Annotated in this window: 17 protein-coding genes; 4 read left to right on the top strand and 13 right to left on the bottom strand. The window is 72.0% G+C overall.

The window, feature by feature from the left end; all coding sequences use genetic code 11:
• Positions 1-5 precede the first annotated feature (5 nt).
• From cydC to TAE01_RS01055, 4 genes are read right to left on the bottom strand one after another with little or no spacing between them, the layout of a single operon-like run.
• A complete protein-coding gene (gene cydC / locus TAE01_RS01070) occupies positions 6-1,925 on the bottom strand; it encodes a thiol reductant ABC exporter subunit CydC (protein ID WP_147062513.1) in 1,920 nt (639 codons plus the stop codon).
• Positions 1,922-3,619 carry a thiol reductant ABC exporter subunit CydD gene (gene cydD / locus TAE01_RS01065; protein ID WP_147062511.1) on the bottom strand — a complete coding sequence of 566 codons (1,698 nt, stop codon included), beginning with the start codon at positions 3,617-3,619 and terminating at the stop codon, positions 1,922-1,924. Before cydD ends, cydC begins: the two co-directional genes overlap by 4 nt.
• 52 nt (positions 3,620-3,671) lie before the next feature.
• Positions 3,672-4,721 carry a cytochrome d ubiquinol oxidase subunit II gene (cydB, locus tag TAE01_RS01060; protein WP_147062509.1) on the bottom strand — a complete coding sequence of 350 codons (1,050 nt, stop codon included), beginning with the start codon at positions 4,719-4,721 and terminating at the stop codon, positions 3,672-3,674.
• Positions 4,722-4,737: 16 nt separating this feature from the next.
• The gene (locus TAE01_RS01055) at positions 4,738-6,216 is read right to left on the bottom strand and encodes a cytochrome ubiquinol oxidase subunit I (RefSeq protein WP_147062507.1); all 1,479 of its coding nucleotides are present in this window, start codon (positions 6,214-6,216) and stop codon (positions 4,738-4,740) included.
• Positions 6,217-6,371: 155 nt separating this feature from the next.
• On the opposite strand from TAE01_RS01055, the gene TAE01_RS01050 reads away from it, so the two are divergent.
• On the top strand, positions 6,372-6,740 hold the full coding sequence (locus TAE01_RS01050; protein ID WP_147062505.1) for a GntR family transcriptional regulator: 369 nt from the start codon (positions 6,372-6,374) through the stop codon (positions 6,738-6,740).
• 25 nt (positions 6,741-6,765) lie between these two features.
• Here TAE01_RS01050 and TAE01_RS01045 read toward each other — a convergent pair whose 3' ends face one another.
• Positions 6,766-7,059: a hypothetical protein gene (locus TAE01_RS01045; RefSeq protein ID WP_147062503.1), complete on the bottom strand. Its 294-nt coding sequence runs from the start codon at positions 7,057-7,059 to the stop codon at positions 6,766-6,768.
• 181 nt (positions 7,060-7,240) lie between these two features.
• Here TAE01_RS01045 and TAE01_RS01040 point away from each other — a divergent pair, with 181 nt between their 5' ends.
• Entirely contained in the window at positions 7,241-7,798 is a 558-nt protein-coding gene (locus tag TAE01_RS01040) for a hypothetical protein (RefSeq protein WP_147062501.1), read from the top strand.
• Between the two features lie 92 nt (positions 7,799-7,890).
• Here the strand turns inward: TAE01_RS01040 and TAE01_RS01035 are convergent, their stop codons facing one another.
• The 6 genes from TAE01_RS01035 to TAE01_RS01010 all read right to left on the bottom strand — a co-directional run bounded on the left by TAE01_RS01035 (position 7,891) and on the right by TAE01_RS01010 (position 13,951).
• Positions 7,891-8,316 (bottom strand): nitroreductase/quinone reductase family protein, encoded by a 426-nt coding sequence (locus tag TAE01_RS01035; protein ID WP_186814987.1) that lies wholly within the window; start codon positions 8,314-8,316, stop codon positions 7,891-7,893.
• Between the two features lie 128 nt (positions 8,317-8,444).
• Positions 8,445-9,812, bottom strand: a complete 1,368-nt coding sequence (paaK, locus tag TAE01_RS01030) for a phenylacetate--CoA ligase PaaK (protein WP_222594025.1) — start codon at positions 9,810-9,812, stop codon at positions 8,445-8,447.
• Positions 9,813-9,934: 122 nt separating this feature from the next.
• Positions 9,935-10,783 (bottom strand): amino acid ABC transporter ATP-binding protein, encoded by an 849-nt coding sequence (locus TAE01_RS01025; RefSeq protein WP_147062497.1) that lies wholly within the window; start codon positions 10,781-10,783, stop codon positions 9,935-9,937.
• Positions 10,783-11,733, bottom strand: coding sequence for an amino acid ABC transporter permease (locus TAE01_RS01020; RefSeq protein ID WP_147062495.1), 951 nt, complete (start codon positions 11,731-11,733; stop codon positions 10,783-10,785). Before TAE01_RS01020 ends, TAE01_RS01025 begins: the two co-directional genes overlap by 1 nt.
• Before the next feature lie 11 nt (positions 11,734-11,744).
• Complete coding sequence (locus TAE01_RS01015) at positions 11,745-12,647, bottom strand: ABC transporter substrate-binding protein (protein WP_147062493.1); 903 nt, start codon at positions 12,645-12,647, stop codon at positions 11,745-11,747.
• A gap of 170 nt (positions 12,648-12,817) precedes the next feature.
• Positions 12,818-13,951, bottom strand: a complete 1,134-nt coding sequence (locus TAE01_RS01010; RefSeq protein WP_147062491.1) for a ScyD/ScyE family protein — start codon at positions 13,949-13,951, stop codon at positions 12,818-12,820.
• A 370-nt stretch (positions 13,952-14,321) separates the two neighbouring features.
• On the opposite strand from TAE01_RS01010, the gene TAE01_RS01005 reads away from it, so the two are divergent.
• On the top strand, positions 14,322-15,938 hold the full coding sequence (locus TAE01_RS01005; RefSeq protein ID WP_147062489.1) for a DEAD/DEAH box helicase: 1,617 nt from the start codon (positions 14,322-14,324) through the stop codon (positions 15,936-15,938).
• A 75-nt stretch (positions 15,939-16,013) separates the two neighbouring features.
• Here TAE01_RS01005 and paaI read toward each other — a convergent pair whose 3' ends face one another.
• On the bottom strand, positions 16,014-16,475 hold the full coding sequence (gene paaI / locus TAE01_RS01000) for a hydroxyphenylacetyl-CoA thioesterase PaaI (RefSeq protein WP_222594024.1): 462 nt from the start codon (positions 16,473-16,475) through the stop codon (positions 16,014-16,016).
• Positions 16,472-17,716, bottom strand: a complete 1,245-nt coding sequence (locus TAE01_RS00995) for an FAD-dependent oxidoreductase (protein ID WP_147062487.1) — start codon at positions 17,714-17,716, stop codon at positions 16,472-16,474. The genes paaI and TAE01_RS00995 overlap by 4 nt, the downstream gene beginning before the upstream one ends.
• Positions 17,717-17,821: 105 nt before the next feature.
• Between TAE01_RS00995 and paaN the strand changes: the two genes are divergently transcribed.
• A complete protein-coding gene (gene paaN, locus TAE01_RS00990) occupies positions 17,822-19,546 on the top strand; it encodes a phenylacetic acid degradation protein PaaN (protein WP_147062485.1) in 1,725 nt (574 codons plus the stop codon).
• Positions 19,547-19,550 lie beyond the last annotated feature (4 nt).

Here is a 19,550-nt window from a genome sequence, read left to right as displayed (position 1 = left end):
CCAATCTACCGACGTGGCTGGTCGGGTTCGTGCTGGTGGTCGTCCGGGTGGGGGCCCGGGGCTGTCTGGTGTGGTGCGGTGCCGGGGGACATCGTCCCCGACGGGGGGCGGCGCACCTCGACGACACGGTCGAACAGGTCGGCGCCGTCGTCGCGGTGGGTCACCATGATGATCGTCTGACCGGGCAGGTCGGTGCCCGTCACACGGTTCGTACCCGGTGCGGCCGTGCGTCGTGTCAGGTCCTCGACGACCGCCCTCGCCGTCGGCGGGTCGAGGTGGGCGACGGGCTCGTCGAGCAGCACGACGGGGCGCCCGCTGACGTGGGCGCGCGCGATGCCGAGCCGGGCCCGCTCGCCACCGGACAGGCCGCGGCCGGACGGCCCCAGCGGGGTGTCGAGACCGTCGGGGAGCTCGCCGAGGAGCGCGCTGAGGCCCGCGGCGCGGAGGGCGTCCTCGACGGCGTCGTCGTCGGCGTCGGGCCGCGCGAGCACGAGGTTGCCCCTCAACGTGGTCGCGAAGACGTGCGTCTCGTCGTCGACGACGGCGATCCGGGCCCGCGTCCGCTCGAGTGGCTGGTCGAGGGCGTCGCTGCCACCGAGCCGGTAGGTGCCGCCGCTCGGGTCGAGGTGACGGGCGAGGACGGCGAGGAGCGTCGACTTGCCGCTGCCGTTGGGCCCGGTGACCGCGATCCGGCTGCCGGCGGGCACGTCGAGGTCGGTGGCGGTCAGGTCGGTGTGCGTCCCCGTCCACGAGGCGGTGAGCCCTCGCGTCTCGAGGTCACAGCCGGCGTATGCCGGGTGCCCGGGTCGGGCGCCCGACGTCTCGTCGTCGACATGGCCGGCGGGGTCGGCCATGGCGGTGCGGCCGGCAGGGTCGGCACGCGGGACGGTGACGGCCGGGGCCAGGTCGAGGAGGGCCTCGATGCGGCGCTCGCTGCCGCGGGCCCTGGCGAGCGCCCGCATGGCGTCGACGAGGGGCGTGATCGCCTCGGAGACCGCGACGGGTGTCAGCACGAGCAGTGCCTTGACGGGGGTCGAGACGGGCAGGCCCTGCGCGATGACCGCGGTGACGGCGACGGCGGCGCCCACCGCCACGAGGAAGAGCGAGGCCGCGGTCGCCCGGCCGGTGCTGATGCGTCGGGTGACCCGGTCGAGCGAGGCGTGGGCGTGCTCGAGCCAGCCGAGCGCGGTCGCCCAGCCGCCGACGGCGCGCAGCTCGCCGGCCTGGCTCGCCATGAGCTCGCTGATGCGGGTCACCTCGGCTCGGGCGGCGAGCAGCTCCGGGAGGGAGCGGGACTCGAGGTGGACGGCCAGGCCGCTGACGAGGCACACGACGACCCCGAGAGCGAGCAGCACGAGACCGACCGGCAGCGCGAGCACCAGGGTCAGGGCGATGACGATGCCGCCGGCGACCGCCGTCGAGATGACGGGGACGGTGACCCGCACCTGGGCGTCGACGACGTCGGTGAGGTCGTCGACGACCCCCGTCAGCACGTCGGCGCGGCGCCGTCGGCCGAGCCGGGCCGGCGTCAACGGGATGAGCGCCTCGTAGGCGGTCGTGCGCCGCTCCGCGAGCAGTCGCAGGGCCGCGTCGTGGCTCGTGAGCCGCTCCCAGTAGCGGAAGGCCGGTCGTGCCATGCCGAAGGCCCGGACCGCGACGATGGCGGTGAGGAGGGTGAGGATGACGGGCCGCTCGGAGGCGCGGACGATGAGCCAGCCGGAGGTGGCGGTCAGGGCCATGCCCGAGGCCGTGGCGATGCCGCCGAGCAGGCCGCCGCGGAGGGTGCCGGCCGAGGGCCACCAGACGCGCCGGTTCGGCGCGGCGGTCCGACGTGACGTCGGCGGCGTCGGCTCCGGGACCACGGCGACCGGGGTGCGGCCAGGGGTGTCGGCTGGGGATCCGGAAGGGGTGGCTGCGGTGCTCATCGGTCGAGCTCCTCTCCGGCGGCGTCCCGTGCCGCGGTTCGAGGTGATGCCGGCGGGGTCCCGGGCACCGGCACCACCTCGGACCGGGCGTCGCCGAGGACGAGGTGGTGGTCGGCGTGGGCGAGCAGCTCGTCGCGGTGGGTCACGGCGACGACGACCCGACGCTCGGCGAGCTCGGCGACGACGGCCGCCACGTGCTCGGCGCCCTCGGGGTCGAGGTGGGCGGTGGGCTCGTCGAGCAGGAGCAGCGTCTCGGGCGCCAGCCAGGCGCGGGCCAGGGCCAGGCGCTGTCGCTGGCCGGCGGACAGTCCGAAGCCGTCGTCGCCCAGGTCGGCGGACAGGCCGCCCGGCAGGGCGGCGACGACGCCGTCGACCTCGACCGCCCGGAGCGCCTCCCACAGCTGGTCGTCGGTGGCGGGGTGGCCGATCGTCAGGGCCGAGCGCACGGAGCCGGTCGCGAGGAAGGGGCGCTGCGTCACGTAGTGCGAAGCGGGGGCCTCGATGGTGCCGGTCACCGGCCGCCGCAGACCGGCGACGAGGTCGAGGAGCGTCGACTTGCCGACCCCCGAGGGGCCGGTCACGACGGTGAGCCCGGGCCCGGCCACGAGGTCGAGGTCACGGATGACCGGGACGGGCGACCCGGCATACGCGTACGTCACGCCGCTGAGCCGAACGCGCCCGACCTCGCCCCGTTCCGCCGCACGTCCTCCTCGCGAGGCGGCGTCCCCTGCGGGGGAGGAGCTCGGGGCTCGGGTCGGGGTCGGCTCCAGCTGGGCGAGGATCGCGTCGAGGGCCACGGCGCCGTCGGCGGCCGCGTGGTACTCCGCGCCCACCCGGCGGACGGGCCAGTAGGCCTCGGGCGCGAGCAGGATGGCGACGAGCGCGGGCCCGAGGGCCATCGAGCCGGTCGAGAGGCGCAGGCCCACCGTGACGGCGACGATCGCCACGGAGATCGTGGCGAGCAGCTCGAGCGCCGCGGACGACAGGAACGCGATGCGCAGCGTCTCCATCGTCGCGCGCCGGTGCCGGTCGCTGACCTCGCGCACGGTGGTCACCTGACGGCGTGCCCGGCCGTAGGTGACGAGGGTCGGCAGACCGCGGACGACGTCGAGGAAGTGGCCCGACAGCGCCGCGAGCGCCACCCACCGGCGCTCGGTCGACTCGGCCGTCGCCGTGCCGATGAGAGCGGCGAAGACGGGCAGGAGCGGCAGCGTCAGCACGACGACGAGCGCACTCGGCCAGTCGACGACGACGAGCGTCGCGATGGCGAGCACCGGCACGACGGCGGCGGTGACGAGCGTCGGGAGGAAGCGGGCGGCATACGGCTCGACGGCTGCCGTGCCGGCGGTGGCGAGCGACACGGCAGCGCCCGGCTCGAGGCGCGCGTCGGCGTCGACCGAGCCCCACCGCCGCAGGAGCGTCGCCCGCAGGGCCGACGACACCGAGACGCCGGCCCACGCGGCCACCCACTCCGTCACGGCCGCGAGCACGGCCCGCACCGCGAAGAGGGCGAGCAGCCGGACGAGGGGAGCGGTGAGGTCGTGCCCCTCGACGACCGCCACGACGACGGCCGACAGGGCGAACGCCGTCGCGATCGTCGTCAGGCCGGCGGCGATGCCGGTGCCGGCGAGGACGGCGACGGGCCTCCTGGCGGCGGGGACCGCCCGGAGGAGTCGCGGGTCGAAGGGCTTCACGAGGGTCGGTGCTCCCTGCTGGGTCGGCGGTGTCCGGGCCTGGGACGTGACGTCAGTGCGGCACCTTCTCGAGGGGCACGTCCTCGGGAATGTGCTTGACGGTGAGGCGCTTCCGGAAGACCCAGTACGTCCAGCCCTGGTAGAGCAGCACGATCGGCGTGAAGACCAGGGCCACGATCGTCATGACCTTGAGCGTGTAGTCGGTGCTCGAGGCGTTGGCGATCGTGAGGCTCCAGGCCGGGTTCGTCGAGCTCGGCATGACGTCGGGGAAGAGCACGAGGAAGTACGTCGCCACGGCCATGGCGATGGTGACGGCCGTTCCGATGAACGCCCAGCCCTCGCGACCGGCTCGGTTGGCCGCGAGGCCTCCGAGGAGGGCGACGGCGGCCACGACGGTCGTGATCCACGAGGCGACCTTGCCGTCGGTGAAGCCGATCCAGAGCAGCAGCGCCACGGCGAGCACCGCCGCGACCACCCCGACGCGCTCGGCGATCTGGCGCGCCTCGTGGCGGATCGTCCCGTCGGTCTTGAGCGCCACGAAGATGGCGCCGTGCGTGAGGAAGAGCGTCACGAAGACGAGGCCACCGAGCAGGCCCGCCGGGTTGAGCAGGGTGAAGAGGTTGCCCGTGAACTCCTTGTCGGCGTCGATCGGCACACCGCGCACGATGTTCGTCAGGGCCACGCCCCAGAGCAGCGCGGGCACGAGCGAGCCCCAGAAGATCGCTTGGTCCCAGCGCGCCTTCCACCGGGCTTCGGCGCGCTTGTGCCGGTACTCGAAGCCGAGGTTGCGCACGATGAGCGCCACGAGGATGAGCAGGAGCGGCAGGTAGAAACCGCTGAACAGCGTTGCGTACCAGTGCGGGAAGGCCGCGAAGGTGGCACCGCCGGCGGTGAGCACCCATACCTCGTTGCCGTCCCAGACCGGGCCGATGGTGTTGAGCAGGACGCGGCGGCGCTTCTCCGCGTCGGCGTCGTGGGAGGCGTAGCGCCTGCCGCCGAGGACCGGCAGCAGCATGCCGACGCCGAAGTCGAAGCCCTCGAGGACGAGGTATCCCGTCCAGAGGACGCCGAGGACGATGAACCAGAAGGTGGCGAGATCCATGGCAGCTCAGCCCTTCTCAGTAGGCGAAGACGAGAGGTGCGTCCTCGTCCCGGTCGGCGGGGTCCTGTGGCTCCTCGAAGGGCTCGGCCCCCTTGCGGACGTAGTGCAGGAAGAGCTTGACCTCGACGACGGCCAGCGCCCCGTAGAGGAGCGTGAAGACGACCATCGAGGTGATGACCTCGCCCATCGAGACGCTCGGCGAGACACCGTGGGCCGTCGTCATGAGGCCGAAGACGAGCCAGGGCTGCCGGCCCACCTCGGTGAAGATCCAGCCGAAGCTGTTGGCGAAGACGGGAAGGAGCGGAGCGGCCACGGCGGCATACGCCAGCCACCTCGACGTCGGGGTGCGCCCCCTGCGGGTCAGCCACAGGACGGCGAGCGCGATGCCCACCGTCGCCATGCCGAGCCCGATCATGAGACGGAACGACCAGTAGGTGGTCGGGATGTTGGGGACGAAGGCCGTGGCCACGTCGGCGACGCGCGGGTTGCCGCTGGCGCCGTAGGTCTGGGCGTACTCGGCCTTGAGGTCGTTGATGCCCTTGACGGCGCCCTTGAAGTCACCCGTCGCGAGGAAGCTGAGCAGGCCGGGGACCTCGATGAGGGCGTTGGCGTGCGACCCGTCGAGCGAGCCGATCGTCAGCACGGAGAAGGGTGCTCCCTGCCCGGCGGGGACCGAGTCGTAGAGCGCCTCGGCCGCGGCCATCTTCATCGGCTGCACCTCGGTCATGATCTTGCCCTGCATGTCGCCGGAGACGATGACGCCGACGGCCGCGACGAGGGCGAAGACCGCGCCGATGCGCGTGGCCCGGCGGTACATCGGGGCGTCGGTGCGGCCGACGTCCTGCGCGTCGTCGAGGGCGCGCCTGGCCTCGCGGCGCATGAGCCAGAGGCCGACGCCCATGACGACACCGGCGCCGGCCATGTAGGCCGAGAGCACGACGTGGGGGAACGTGACGAGCTGGACCTTGTTGGTCAGCACCGCGAAGAAGTCGGTCAGCTCGGCGCGGCCGCTCACCGGGTTGAACCGGTAGCCGACGGGGTGCTGCATGAAGGAGTTGGCGGTGAGGATGAAGTAGGCCGAGAGCACGGTGCCGATGTGCACGAGCCACATCGTCGTCGCGTGCAGCTTCTCGGGGAGCCGACCCCAGCCGAAGATCCACAGGCCGAGGAAGGTCGACTCGAGGAAGAAGGCGAGCAGCGCCTCGATGGCGAGCGGGGCGCCGAAGATGTCACCGACGAAGCGCGAGTAGTCGCTCCAGTTCATCCCGAACTGGAACTCCTGCACGATGCCGGTGACGAGTCCCAGCGCGAAGTTGATGAGGAAGAGCTTGCCGAAGAACTTGGCCAGCCTCATCCACTCCGGGTTGTGCGTGCGCACCCAGGCGGTGTGGAAGACGGCGACGATGAGGGACATGCCGATCGTGATCGGCACGAAGAGGAAGTGGTACACGGTGGTGATGGCGAACTGCCACCGTGCCAGGTCCGTTGCATCCATGGGGGCTCCGCGAGGGTCGCACCAAAACTACATGACGTAGTAGATGCTAGCGGGTGGTCCCGGAGTCGACGACCGAGCTGTCGAGGGATGGGCGTGATGCCGCTCACGCGACGGGCGACGTTGACACGGGGACGTCCCGCTGCCTTACTCACCGGGTGACCCAACTGGACGTCGCCGTCGACCCCGCCTCCCACGAGCCGCCCTTCGAGCAGGTGCGCGCGCAGGTCGAGGCGCTTGTCCGCTCGGGACGCCTCGTCCCCGGCGACCGGCTGCCCACCGTCCGGGGGCTCGCCACCGGGCTCGGCCTGGCGGCCAACACCGTCGCGCGCGCGTACAAGGAGCTCGAGGCCGCAGGGCTCGTCGAGACCCGTGGCCGAGCCGGCACCGTCGTGGCCTCGGGTGCCCATGCCGCCGAGGCGGCGCTCGCGGCGCTGGCGTCGCGCTTCGTCGTGGCCGCCCGTGAGGCGGGTGTCGCCGACGCGGCGGCGGTCGAGATCGTGCGCCGCGCCCAGAGCGACCGCTGACGCGGGCGTATGCCGTGTGCCCCGGTCAGGCGTGCCGGGCGGGCGAGCCGGCGAGCGGGCTCTGGGCGTCCTCGCGCACGGGTGTGACGGCCCGGTGCAGCGGGTGCAGGAGCCGGGCGGGAGCCAGTCGCGGCGACCGGTCGCGCCGACGCGGACGGGTCCCGGTCACGGCCGGCTGCGGCGAGGGCTCCGTGGTCGGCCCTGCGGTCGGCCGTGTGGCCGACTGCGGGACCGGCTGCGGGGCCGGCTGCGCGTCGATCTGTGCGGTCCTCGTGGCCCAGGCTCCGGCGAGGCGTGCGGCGTGCGGAGGGATGCCCATGACGTGCTCCTCAGGTCGGGCGGGGCGGTGGTGAGGGCGGGCTGCTCTCACGTCTCAGAGCCCCGACCGCTGTCGCTGATACCGCTCTGACGGCTCGCCGTCCCGGCCGCGGGCGGCCCCGCGGCGGTACCGTGCTGCCACCGGGCGCCGGGGCCCGGGATCGGGACGAGGGGCGATGCACATGACGTTGACGAGCTGGGGGATCGAACCGCGACGGATCGTCGCGCTGGTCGCAGCGATGGTCATCGCCGGCGTGGCGGGAGCCTGCACGAGCGACACGGGCGAGGCCCCACGCCCGACGGCCGAGCAGCCGAGCATGACCCCGGTCCCCGACGGAGGCGGCACCTCCGAGGTCTTGAGGCCGCCGGAGGTCACGAAGGACGAGCTGTCGCGCATCGTGGTCCGCAACGCGGAGGGCCTGTTCTGGGACGGGTCGAAGGACACGCGCTCCGTCACGCGCGCGGGGCAGCGTCACCGGTTGACCGGACGCTGCCTGTCGCTGACGGCCGGAGGCGCCCTCGTCGTCGAGGTCCTCGGTCCCGGGACCGCTGGAGCCGTCGAGGGCGCGCCGTCGCAGCCGGCACCCGGTGAGCCCGTCGCCAGCTTCACCGTGCCCTGCGACGGCACGGAGGCCTCGCTCGACCTGCCCGCCCTGACGCCCTCCTCGGGGGAGCTCACCGTCGCCGAGGCGACCAGCCAGGTGGCGCAGGGCTGGGTCGTGCTCTCGCGCGTCGCCTGACGACGCCGCGCCGCACGCGCTCGACGCGGCGCCGCGCCGCTCGCCGTTCGACACGGCACCGCGCGCCGCTCGGCGCTCGGCGCTCGGTGGAGTCAGGTCGTCGGCGTGAGGCGCGCGACGGCGATCGTGCGGTGAGCCTTCGTCTCGTAGTCGGCGAAGAACGGGTGCCGCGCGACGACGACCTCGTTCCAGGCCGTGTCCCGGTCGGCGCCCCGAAGCACCTCGACCGCGACCGACCGGCGCTCCCGCCCGACCTCGATCGTCGCCCCCGTCGCAGCGCGGAGGTTGCGGATCCACTGGGGCTCCTTGGGCCGGCCCCCGGCGGACGCGGCGAGGTAGTAGCTGCCGTCGTGCATCACGTAGCCGACGGGCACGGTGTGCGGGCGTCCGGACGAGCGGCCCGGCACGGTGAGGAGGAGCACCGGGCAGCCCTTGGCCGTGCCGCCGACCTTCCCGCCCGTGCGCCGATAGACCCAGACCGCAACCGTGTTCGCCGTCTTCCAGAGACGGCTCGCCATCGATGCCATCGTCGTGCCCCACTCGTTCGGAGGATCCTGTGATCCCGAGTCAAGCACCGGGTGAGCGCACCGGGGCGCGAAACGGCGCGAGACGGCATACGCGAGTTCACCGGGGGCGGGCGCGGCGATCAGCCCCGCGGGCGCTCGTCGACGATGCGGCGCGCCTTGCCGATGGACCGCTCGATCGAGCCGGGTGCCCGGACCTCGACGCGGCAGGTCGTCCCGATGTGCGTCTTGATCGCGTGCTGGAGGGTGCGGGCGATCTCGCCGGCGGCGTCGTCGTCGAGCCGGGACAGCGGTTCGACGAGCACGGTCAGCTCGACCATCCGGCCCGGCTGGGTCAGCACGCACTGGAAGTAGGGCGACAACCGCGGCTCGGCGAGCACGTGCTCCTCGATCTGCGTCGGGAAGACGTTGACGCCCCGGATGATCATCATGTCGTCGGTGCGGCCGGTGATCTTCTCCATCCGCCGCATCGTCGGGACGGCCGTGCCGGGCAGCAGTCGCGTGAGATCCCTCGTGCGATAACGGATCACGGGCATCGCCTGCTTCGTCAGCGACGTGAAGACGAGCTCTCCGACCTCGCCGTCGGGGAGGACCTCCTCGGTGACCGGGTCGATGACCTCAGGGTAGAAGTGGTCCTCCCAGATGTGCAGCCCGTCCTTGGTCGACGCCGCCTCCTGCGCGACGCCCGGTCCCATGACCTCCGACAGGCCGTAGATGTCGACGGCGTCCATGCCGGTGCGGCGCTCGATCTCCTGGCGCATCGACTCGGTCCACGGCTCCGCGCCGAAGATCCCGACCTGCAGGCTCGTCGCGGCCGGGTCGATGCCCTCGCTCTCCATCTGGTCGAGCAGGCTGAGGAAGTAGCTCGGCGTCACCATGATGACGCGGGGCTCGAAGTCCCGGATGAGCTGCACCTGCCGCTCGGTCATGCCGCCGCTGACCGGCACCACGGTGGCGCCGAGGCGTTCGACGCCGTAGTGCGCTCCGAGACCGCCGGTGAAGAGGCCGTAGCCGTAGGCGACGTGGACGATGTCGCCCGGGCGGCCGCCGGCCAGCCGGATCGAGCGCGCCATGAGGTCGGCCCACGTGTCGATGTCGGCCTTGGTGTAGCCCACCACCGTGGGACGTCCGGTCGTCCCGGAGCTCGCGTGCACGCGTACGACCTGCTCCCGCGGGACGGCGAACATCCCGAAGGGGTAGTTGGCGCGCAGGTCCGCCTTGGTCGTGAACGGCATACGGCTCACGTCGTCGAGCGACGTCAGGTCATCGGGGTGGAATCCCTTGGCGTCGAACGCTTCCCGGTAGTGCGGGACGTTGTCGTATGCCGTTCGCACCGTCCGCCGGAGACGCTCGAGCTGGGTGCCCCGCAGCTCCTCGACCGTCATGGTCGGGATCCCGTGGTCCGGCAGGTCCGGCAGGTCCGGCAGGCCCGGCAGACCCGATTCGGTGGGCTGGTCGGCTGGGCGGGTGGCGGCTGACTCCGTCGTCATGGCCCCCATTGTGCCCGCGCCCCTCCCCGCAACACACCGAGCAGACGCCAACGCCTGCGGTTGTAGCCGCAGGCGTTGGCAGTTGCCCGGTGTGTTGCCGAAGAGGGGCGGGTGGGAGTCGGTCAGGTCCCGGCGGCGTCGGCGCGCGCCTCGTCGTGCTCGGACCGCATGCGGCGCAGGAAGCTGCGCGTACGGTCCTGCTGCGGGTTGCCGATGACGTCCTTCGGAGCGCCCTGCTCGCAGACGACGCCCGCATCCATGAAGACGACGTGGTCGGCGACCTCTCGCGCAAACCCCATCTCGTGCGTCACGACGATCATCGTCATGCCCGCGGAGGCGAGGTCCCGCATGACGCGAAGCACCTCGCCGACGAGCTCCGGGTCGAGCGCGGACGTCGGCTCGTCGAAGAGCATGAGCTTCGGGTCCATCGCCAGCGCCCGGGCGATGGCCACGCGCTGCTGCTGGCCACCGGAGAGGGCGCCGGGGTAGGCGGCGGCCTTGTCCGCGAGCCCGACCTGGGCGAGCAGCTCCTCGGCGTGCTGGCGCGCAGCCTTCTTGTCGACGCCCTTGACCTGGACCGGCGCCTCCATGACGTTCTCGATGGCCGTCTTGTGCGGGAAGAGGTTGAACCGCTGGAAGACCATCCCGATGTTGCGGCGCTGGGCCGCGACCTGCTTGTCGGTCAGGTGGTGCAGGTGCTCGCCCTCGGCGCGGTAGCCGACGAGGTCGCCGTCGACCCAGATGCGTCCGCCGTCGATCGACTCGAGCTGGTTGATGCAGCGCAGGAAGGTGGTCTTGCCCGACCCGGACGGGCCGAGCAGGCAGACGACCTCGCCGCGGTGCACCTCGAGGTCGATGCCCTTGAGCACCTCGTTGCCGTGGAAGCTCTTCATGACGTTGAGCGCGCGGACGAGCGGCTGCTCGCTGCCGGCGCGCGGTCGTGCCGACGTCGACGGTGTGGTCTCGGTCATCAGGCTCCTCCCGCCCCGGCAGGGCGCGCGAAGCGCCTGGTCTTGGGGCGCTGCTGTCCGAACCCTCGACCGAAGTAGCGCTCCAGGTAGAACTGCCCGACCATGAGGATCGAGCAGATGATGAGGTACCACGCGGTCGAGGCGACGAGGCCGGGCATGATCTTGAAGATCCGGTTGGCGATCGCGCCGGTCTGGTAGTTGAGCTCGGCGATGACGGGAATCGCGATGAGCAGCGAGGTGTCCTTGACCATGGCGATCGTCTCGTTGCCGGTGGGCGGCACGATGACGCGCATGGCCTGGGGCAGCACGATGCGCCGCATCAGCTTGCCGTTGCTCATGCCGAGCGCCTGCGCGGCCTCGCGCTGTCCGGGATCGACCGAGAGGATCCCGGACCGGGCGATCTCGGCCATGTAGGCGGCCTCGGACAGGCCCAGACCGATGATGCCGCCGACGATCGAGCCGGTGATGCCGTTGACGTTGAGCGACCCGATGGTGAGGTCGCTGCTCAGCCCGAGCAGGCTGGCGATCTGCTGGCCGAAGGGAACCCCGATGTCGAGCGTGTTGTAGAGGTAGCCGATGCCGCTGCCGATGATCACGAGCAGCACGTAGCGGGGGATCGCCCGGAAGAACCACGTGTAGACGAAGGACACCCCGCGCAGCACCGGGTTGCTCGAGATGCGCATCACCGCGATGACGATGCCCAGCACGACGCCGATGACCATCGATCCCACGGTGCCCAGGATGGTGCCCTTGAGCAGGCCGTCGATGACCGGCTGCTGGATCATGATCTGGCCCGCGAGGCTGAAGTCCCACCGGTCGTTCGTCAGGAACGAGCTGATGATCATCGCGATCATGACGAGGATGACGGCAACCGCCACCCACCGCCACGGGTGCCGGACCGGCCGGGCGTCGATGAGCCCCGGCCGCTCCGTCGTCGACTGGTCGGTCACGTGGGTCACCGTCACGGGTTGACGGCGAAGTCGTGGATGGCGCCGTCCTGGACGTTCCACTTGGTGAGGATCTTCGTGTAGTCGCCCGAGGTGTCGAGGGCCTTGAGCGCGTCGACCATGGCCGCGGCGAAGTCACTCTCGCTCTTGGGCACGACGTAGCCGTAGGGCGCGGTGTCGTAGGGCTTGCCGACCGTCTCGACGGCGCCGTTGGTCTGCTTCACGGCGTAGGCCGTGACCGGGGAGTCCGCTGCCATGGCGTCGACCTTGCCGCTGGCGAGGTCGGCGTTGACCTTCACCTGGAGGTCCTCGACGATCTGGTTGATCGCGGGCTTGCCCGCGGCGGTGCACTTCTTGCTCCGGGCGGTGAGGTCGTCGACCTGGGTCGTGCCCTTCTGCACGCCGACGTTGAGGCCGCAGGCGTTGTCGGGGTCGACCTTCTTGGGGTTGCCCTTGGGCACGCCCCACAGCGTGCCGGCCGAGTAGTAGCTGACCATGTCGACCTGCTTCTTGCGGTCGGGGTTGATCGTGAAGCTCGAGACGCCGACGTCGTACTTGCCGCTGCTGACGCCGAGGATGATCGAGTCGAAGGACGCGGTCTGGAACTCCGCCTGCACGCCGAACTTGCGCGCCACTGCCTGGAAGAGGTCGATGTCCATGCCCTCGGCGGTCTTGCCGTCGGTGCCGAGGAACTCGTTGGGCGGGTAGCTCGTGTCGACGCCGACGATGATCTTGCCCGCGGACTTGATCTTGGCGGGGAGCTTGCCCATGAGAGCTGCGTCGGAGGTCTGGTTGGTCGGAGCGGCGGCGGTGCCGGCCGGGGAGCCGCCACCCGACAGGGAGTTGGAGCCGCAGGCCGAGAGGGCCAGACCGGCGGCGACGAGGCCGGTGACGGTGAAGAGGGACGTGCGACGCATCAAAAGGGTCCTTCCGGGGCAAGCAGGTCGTCCATGGAACAGGCGCGGCGGTGCGGCTCCTGATGCGCAGATCCTGCCACCTTTCCCTGCGAGTTCCCACGGATGCGACCGAACCGTTAGCGGGCACACAGCGACGCCCCGGGCGGCCTCGCCCGGGGCGTCCGCCGTCCTCAGAGTCGGTAGCGGGTGATGCTGCCGGGTGCGTTGACGACCGGCCCGCTCGGGCCGAACGACACGTCGGCCAGGGTGCCGACGTAGAGCGACCGGCCCTTGACCTCCACCGAGAGCGGCCGTTCGGTCGTGACGACGGTCGAGGTCCGGCCGTGCTTCAGCCGGGTGACCTTGCCGGCGAACAGCTCTGCGACGTAGACCGAGCCGTCGTCACCCACGGCGAGGTCGGTCGCGCCGAGGAAGCCGGTCGCCACGCGGTTGACCGAGTGCTTCCAGGGGTTGACGGTGTAGACCGAGCCTCGCGCGCCGAGGCTCGGGTCCTCGGGGCCGCCGGGGAGCGTCGAGACCCACAGCCGGCCGTCCTCGCCTCGCTCGACGTCGGTGGGCACCGCCTCGAAGTTGTAGGTGGCGCCGGCCAGGCAGGACGGTGCGCCCAGTCCGGCGACCTGTGCCGCCGAGAGGGTGACGGGCTGCGGGGGCAGCACGGCGATCGTCGACACGTGGCCGTGACGGTCGACGCGCAGGACGTCGTTGCCTCCGGCGTCAGCGACGGCCCACGACCCGTCACCGAGGTAGGCGACGGCATACGGGTGCGAGTCGACGTGGCCGCGGTAGGTCGCGGGCAGCTGGAAGGCGTTCTGGAAGAAGGCATCGAGCTCACCGGGCGCGCAGGACGTCCCACCCGAGACGACGCCATAGGTGGCGCCGCCGTCGGGGTTCGCCCGGCTCTCGTAGCCGCTGAGGTCGGCGACGACGTCCGGACGGCCCTGGGTGCGGATCGTCAGCGTCGTGGCGCTGTGGTCGTCGTTCGACGACGTGAAGGCGAAGGTCCTCCCTCCCTGGATGACGTCGATGCCGGCGACCTCGGACTGCGGTCCGGTGGTGACGACGGTGTCCTTCCCCTTCGAGATCTTGTTGACGGTTCCGACGAATCCGTCGGTGTACCAGACGTCCTGGCCCGAGACGGACATGCCGAAAGGCGCAATGACCTTGCTGTTCAAGACTTTCGGCGAGTGACCCGGGGCGGACCCGAGAGGGTGGGCGGAGGCGTCGGCCGCTGTGACGGCGGCCAGCGCGGTGGCTGTCGTGCACGCGGCGACGGCAGCAGTGATGGCACGGATGGTGATCGTCATGGTGTTGTCCCCTTGTCATCCTCGAGAGCGGGAGATCCCTGCGCTCTCGCGGCGTCCCAACGACGTCGTGCCATCGACGGTAGGGAACGGCTGTGGCGTGCGTCATAGGTTTTTGAGGATCGGCGCAGGGCTTTGCGCCGGTCTGTCCCAAAGGTGCCGAAGATCCATCGACCTCGCCCCCGTGCAGGGCATCGGGAGCTCTCGGGTACCATGGGATGCAGCGGCCCGCCCAGTTCTGCCTCGGGCCGTTTCTTCTTGGCCTGGCGGAGTGTCGCCGGCCCCGTCGATTCGCTCTTGCGCCGCGACACCTCACAGACGAGGACGTCGCGCCGGGCAGAACGACCGCTTCCACTTTTTGGAGTACCCACCTGTGTCCACTGACACGAACTTCGCCGTCCTCGGCGTGCCCGCCGACCTCGTCACGATCCTCGACGGTCTCGGCATCACGACACCGACCCCCATCCAGGCCGCGACGCTGCCCGACTCCCTCGCCGGGCGCGACGTCCTCGGCCGTGGCCGCACCGGCTCCGGCAAGACGTACGCGTTCCTGCTGCCGCTGCTGACCCGGCTGTCGCAGTCGCGTCGGAGCCGGCTGGCCCGCCGACCGCGCGCCCTCATCCTCGCTCCGACGCGTGAGCTCGTCACGCAGATCGACACCGCGATGGCCCCGCTCGCCAAGGCGCTCGGCCTCAACTCGCAGACGATCTTCGGCGGCGTCGGCCAGAACCCGCAGGTCCAGGGCCTGCGGGGCGGCGTCGACGTCATCGTCGCCTGCCCGGGTCGCCTCGAGGACCTCATGCAGCAGGGCCACGTCATCCTCGACAGCGTCGAGGTCACGATCCTCGACGAGGCCGACCACATGGCCGACCTCGGCTTCCTCCCCGGCGTGCGCCGGATCATGGAGAAGACGCCCCGCGACGGCCAGCGACTCCTCTTCTCGGCGACGCTCGACGGTGCGATCAACGTCATCGTCAACAAGTTCCTCCACCAGCCGGTGACGCACGAGGCCGACTCGGCGCAGTCGCCCGTCTCGACGATGAGCCACCACGTGCTCCACGTCGACAACGGCTCGCACCTGCCCGTCATCCTCGACCTCACCGCGGCGCCGGGCCGCAAGGTCGTCTTCACCCGCACCAAGCACCGGGCCAAGAAGCTCGCCAAGCAGCTCAACGCCTCGGGAGTTCCGGCCGTCGAGCTGCACGGCAACCTCAGCCAGGGTGCCCGCACGCGCAACATGGACGACTTCCACTCGGGCCGCGCGCAGACGCTCGTCGCGACCGACATCGCCGCCCGCGGCATCCACGTCGACGACGTCTCGCTCGTCATCCACGCCGACCCGCCCGTCGAGCACAAGGCCTACCTGCACCGTTCGGGTCGCACGGCCCGCGCCGGCAACGACGGCATCGTCGTCACGATGATGCTCGACGAGCAGGTGCGCGACGTCCGTGACCTGACCCGCAAGGCCGGCATCAAGCCGACGACGACGCGCGTCCAGCTCGGCCACCCGCTCCTGACCGAGCTCGCCCCTGGCGAGCGGTCGTATGCCGGCGGCCTCGTCCGCGAGGACGCCCCGGCCCGCTCGGGCTCGAGCTCGAACTCGGCGTCCGGGGGCTCCGGTCGTGCCCGCGGTCGTGGCCGTGGCACCGGCGGTGCCCCGGCCGCTGGTCGTGGGGCCGGCTCCGGTCGCCCGGCGGCCGAGCGTCCGAGCGAGGGTGGGCGCGGCCGAGGCCGTGGCGACCAGGGCTCGGACGCGCAGGGCGGCGGCGCCCGCGGCGCCGGTCGCACCGGCGGTCGGGGTGCCGGCGCAGGCCGTGGCCGCGGAGGTCAGGGTGAGGGCCAGACCGGTGGTCGCCGTCAGGGCGGCGCCGGCAACGGTGGCGGCTCGGGCCGTCGCGGTGGCTCCCCGACGGTCTACTCGACGAGCAGCAGCGGCAGCGCCGCGTCGTTCTCCGCCGGCACCCGTGCCGGCAGCCGCCGCGCCCGCTGACCCACCTCGACACACGCTCCTCAACCGTCGAGAGGCCACCGTTCGTGACGAACGGTGGCCTCTCGACGATGAGGGTCAGGGGCGCTTGAGGCTGCGGCTGCGGCCGCGGAACTCGGCGATGATCTGCCCGTCGGACTCCCGCCTGACCGTCACGTCGGTGATCCCGCTGCGCCCGAACGCCGAGCGCACGTGGCCCTCGGCGACGAGCACGTCCCCGAGCCGTCCCGGCGCGGTGAAGGAGATGTCGGCCCCGGCCGCCACCGTGAGGCGCCCCCGCGAGTTGCAGGCGAGCGCGAAGCACGAGTCGGCCAGGGTGAAGATGTAGCCGCCATGGCAGATGGCGTGACCGTTGACCATGTCGTCGCGGATCCCCATCCGCACGACGGCGTGGTCCTGCTCGACGACGACCGCCTCCATCCCGAGCCGGCGCGAGGCCTCGTCGTCGGCCCACATCTGCCGGGCGAAGGCCACGCCCGCCTCCGGGTCGGACCCGTCGACGCCGTCTCCGCCGCCGGGGGGCAGCTGGGTCTCGCTCACGAGAGGCTCCCGTCGGTCAGGGCCGGGCTCGGCCGGTAGCGCCCGCCCGGATGGACCTCGTCGAGCTCGGCGACCTGTCGGGCGACGACGTCGAAGCCGATCTCCCGGCCCCACTGGATCGGTCCCTTCGGGTAGCGGGTGCCGAGCCGCATGGCCGTGTCGACGTCGGCGGCGTCAGCCTCGCCGCGGGCGACGAGGTCGACGGCCTCGTTGACGAGCATCGCGAGGGTGCGGGCGAGCGGGTCCGTGGCGACCGGTCCGCCGACGAGGCGTTCGGCGAGCTCGACGTCGGGCTCGCCGCCCTCCACCGAACGGTCGATCGAGCCGTCGGCGGCATACGGGTACACCCCTCGACCCGACTTGCGTCCGAGCCGGCCGGCCTCGACGAGCCCCTGCTGGAGCGCCGTCGGCGCGTAGCGCTCGTCCCGGCCGGTCTGCTCCCAGACCGACGTCCCGACGGCGAGGTTGACGTCCTGCCCGATGAAGTCGGTGAGCTCGAAGGGACCCATCGGGAAGCCGCCCTTCTCGCGCAGCACCCAGTCGACGGTCGCGGCATCGGCGATGCCCTCCTCGACGATGCGCTGGGCCTCGCCGTAGAAGGGACGTGCGACGCGGTTGACGATGAAGCCCGGGGTCGAGCTGCACCGCACCGGCGTCTTGCCCCAGGCCGTCATGAGCGCCGTCGCGTGCTCGACGAAGGCCTGGGCGGTCCGGTCCCCGTGCACGACCTCGACGAGCTGCATGACGGGCGGCGGGTTGAAGAAGTGCAGCCCGAGCACGCGCTCGGGGTCGACGACCTCGGCGGCGATGTCGTCGATGTCGATGCTCGAGGTGTTGGTGGCGAGCAGCGTCGTCGAGGGCTGGCGGTCGGCGAGCTCGGCGAAGATGCGCCGCTTGAGCTCGAGGTCCTCGGGCACGGCCTCGATGACGAGCCCGCAGTTGGGCAGCTCGTCGAGGCCCTCGGCCGGGGTGATCCGCTCCAGCACCGCTCTCGCGTCGTCGGTCGAGAGGCGTCCCTTGTCGACGAGGCGGGACAGGGCCGCGCTGATCTTCTCGACGGCGCCCGCCGCGGCACCCGGCGCGGCGTCGACGAGCGTGACGGCGTGGCCGGCGGTCGCGGCGACCTGGGCGATGCCCGCTCCCATGGCGCCGGCGCCGATGACCCCGACCGGGCCGAACGGCGACGCGTCGTCGGCGGTCTCGGGGCGTGGGTGGTCGGGCTCGGTGACGTCCGTGTCCATGCCCGCCATCCTGCCCGCTACCGGGCCGCGCGTGCGCGTCGGGAGGCGTCGCGGCGCGGCCTGACGGCATACGACCCCGAGGAACGCCGGGGCTAGCATCGACCCGTGACTGCACCGGCAACGACGCCCACCCACCCCCTGCTCGACGCGCACGCGGGAGTCCTCGACGAGATCCGTCAGGCCCTCGCGAGCCGCGGCTGGTACTCCCGCTACCCCGAGTCGCCGAGCCCGCGCGTGTACGGCGAGTCCGCCGCCGCCGACGGGCTGGCCGCGCACGAGGCGCACCTGAACACCGCGTATGCCGTCCTGTCGACCCAGCCGACCGACGGCTCGGTCGTCGGCAGCGAGGTCTCGCCCTACGGGCCGACGCTCGGGGTCACCTACCCGGCCCTCGACGTCGATGCCGGTCTCGCGGCCGCGCGCGCGGCGATGCCGGCCTGGCGTGACGCGGGGCCCCAGGTGCGGGCGGCGGTGTGCGTCGAGATCGTCGACCGCATCAACCGGCGCAGCTTCGAGATCGCCAACGCCGTCATGCACACGTCGGGACAGCCGTTCGTCATGTCGTTCCAGGCGGGCGGCCCGCACGCGCAGGACCGCGCGATCGAGGCCATCGCGGCGGGGCTCGTCGAGCAGGAGCGCGTGCCCACGTCGGTCGTCTGGGAGAAGCCGGGGCGCGACCGCGAGGGCAACCCCGCGCCGACGAGGATGCAGAAGGACTACCGCCTCGTCCCGCGCGGCGTCGCGCTCGTCATCGGCTGCAACACCTTCCCGACGTGGAACGCCTACCCCGGCATCTTCGCCTCGCTCGTCACGGGCAACGCGGTCGTCGTCAAGCCGCACCCGCGCGCGGTGCTGCCGCTCGCGATCTCCGTCGAGGTCGCGCGCGAGGTGCTCGTCGAGGCCGGCTTCGACGCGGCCCTCGTGCAGCTCGCGCCCGAGGCCGACGGGCAGGGCCTGGCCAGGACGCTCGCCGAGCGCGACGAGGTCGCCATCATCGACTACACCGGCGGCCCGACCTTCGGTGCGTGGCTGGAGGAGTCGGCGGCCGCCCACGGCACGCTCGTCTACACCGAGAAGGCCGGCCTCAACTCGATCGTCGTCGACTCGACCGACGACCTGCGGGGGATGCTCGGCAACCTCGCCTTCAGCCTCACCCTCTACTCGGGCCAGATGTGCACGGCGCCGCAGAACGTCTACGTCCCCGAGGGCGGCATCGACACCGACGAGGGGCACCTGGGCTTCGACGAGCTCGGCGACCGTCTCGCCGCGGCCGTCGGCCGGCTCACGGGCGACGACGCCAAGGCGGTCGAGCTGCTCGGCGCCACCGTCAACGACCAGGTGCGCTCCAACGCCGACTCCCTCGCCTCGATCGCCGAGGATGCTGGTGGTCGCGTCGTCCTCGACTCGCGCCGCGTCCCGCACCCGGCGTGGCCCGACGCCGTCGTGCGCGCGCCCGGCCTCGTCGCCGTCGACGTCGCCCGCGAGGACGTCTACACCCAGGAGTGCTTCGGCCCGGTCGGCTTCCTCATCCGCACCGCCTCGACGGAGCAGTCGCTCGCCCAGCTCGCCGACACGGTGCGCGAGCACGGCGCGATGACGGCCGCGGTCTACTCGACGAGCGAGGCGGTCCTCGACGCGGCTCGCGATGCCGCTGCAGAGGGCGGTGTCGCCCTGTCCGAGAACCTCACCGGCCAGATCTTCGTCAACCAGACGGCGGCCTTCTCCGACTTCCACGGCACCGGGGCCAACCCGGCGGCGAACGCCGCCTACACCGACGCGGCCTTCGTCGCGAACCGCTTCCGCGTCATCACCTCACGTCGCCACGTCTGAGCGA

The organism is Terrabacter aerolatus (assembly GCF_007991735.1).
Lineage (GTDB): Bacteria > Actinomycetota > Actinomycetes > Actinomycetales > Dermatophilaceae > Terrabacter > Terrabacter aerolatus.
Note: the sequence above shows the minus strand (reverse complement) of the source record. Positions and strands in the feature narration are given on the sequence as shown.

Excerpts from the sequence above, each read along its gene's own strand:
- cydC (WP_147062513.1), bottom strand. The coding sequence starts at position 1,925 with ATGAGCACCGCAGCCACCCCTTCCGGATCCCCAGCCGACACCCCTGGC.
- cydB (WP_147062509.1), bottom strand. The coding sequence starts at position 4,721 with ATGGATCTCGCCACCTTCTGGTTCATCGTCCTCGGCGTCCTCTGGACG.
- TAE01_RS01055 (WP_147062507.1), bottom strand. The coding sequence starts at position 6,216 with ATGGATGCAACGGACCTGGCACGGTGGCAGTTCGCCATCACCACCGTG.
- TAE01_RS01045 (WP_147062503.1), bottom strand. The coding sequence starts at position 7,059 with ATGGGCATCCCTCCGCACGCCGCACGCCTCGCCGGAGCCTGGGCCACG.
- TAE01_RS01040 (WP_147062501.1), top strand. The coding sequence starts at position 7,241 with ATGACGTTGACGAGCTGGGGGATCGAACCGCGACGGATCGTCGCGCTG.
- TAE01_RS01035 (WP_186814987.1), bottom strand. The coding sequence starts at position 8,316 with ATGGCGAGCCGTCTCTGGAAGACGGCGAACACGGTTGCGGTCTGGGTC.
- paaK (WP_222594025.1), bottom strand. The coding sequence starts at position 9,812 with ATGACGACGGAGTCAGCCGCCACCCGCCCAGCCGACCAGCCCACCGAA.
- TAE01_RS01025 (WP_147062497.1), bottom strand. The coding sequence starts at position 10,783 with ATGACCGAGACCACACCGTCGACGTCGGCACGACCGCGCGCCGGCAGC.
- TAE01_RS01015 (WP_147062493.1), bottom strand. The coding sequence starts at position 12,647 with ATGCGTCGCACGTCCCTCTTCACCGTCACCGGCCTCGTCGCCGCCGGT.
- TAE01_RS01010 (WP_147062491.1), bottom strand. The coding sequence starts at position 13,951 with ATGACGATCACCATCCGTGCCATCACTGCTGCCGTCGCCGCGTGCACG.
- TAE01_RS00995 (WP_147062487.1), bottom strand. The coding sequence starts at position 17,716 with ATGGACACGGACGTCACCGAGCCCGACCACCCACGCCCCGAGACCGCC.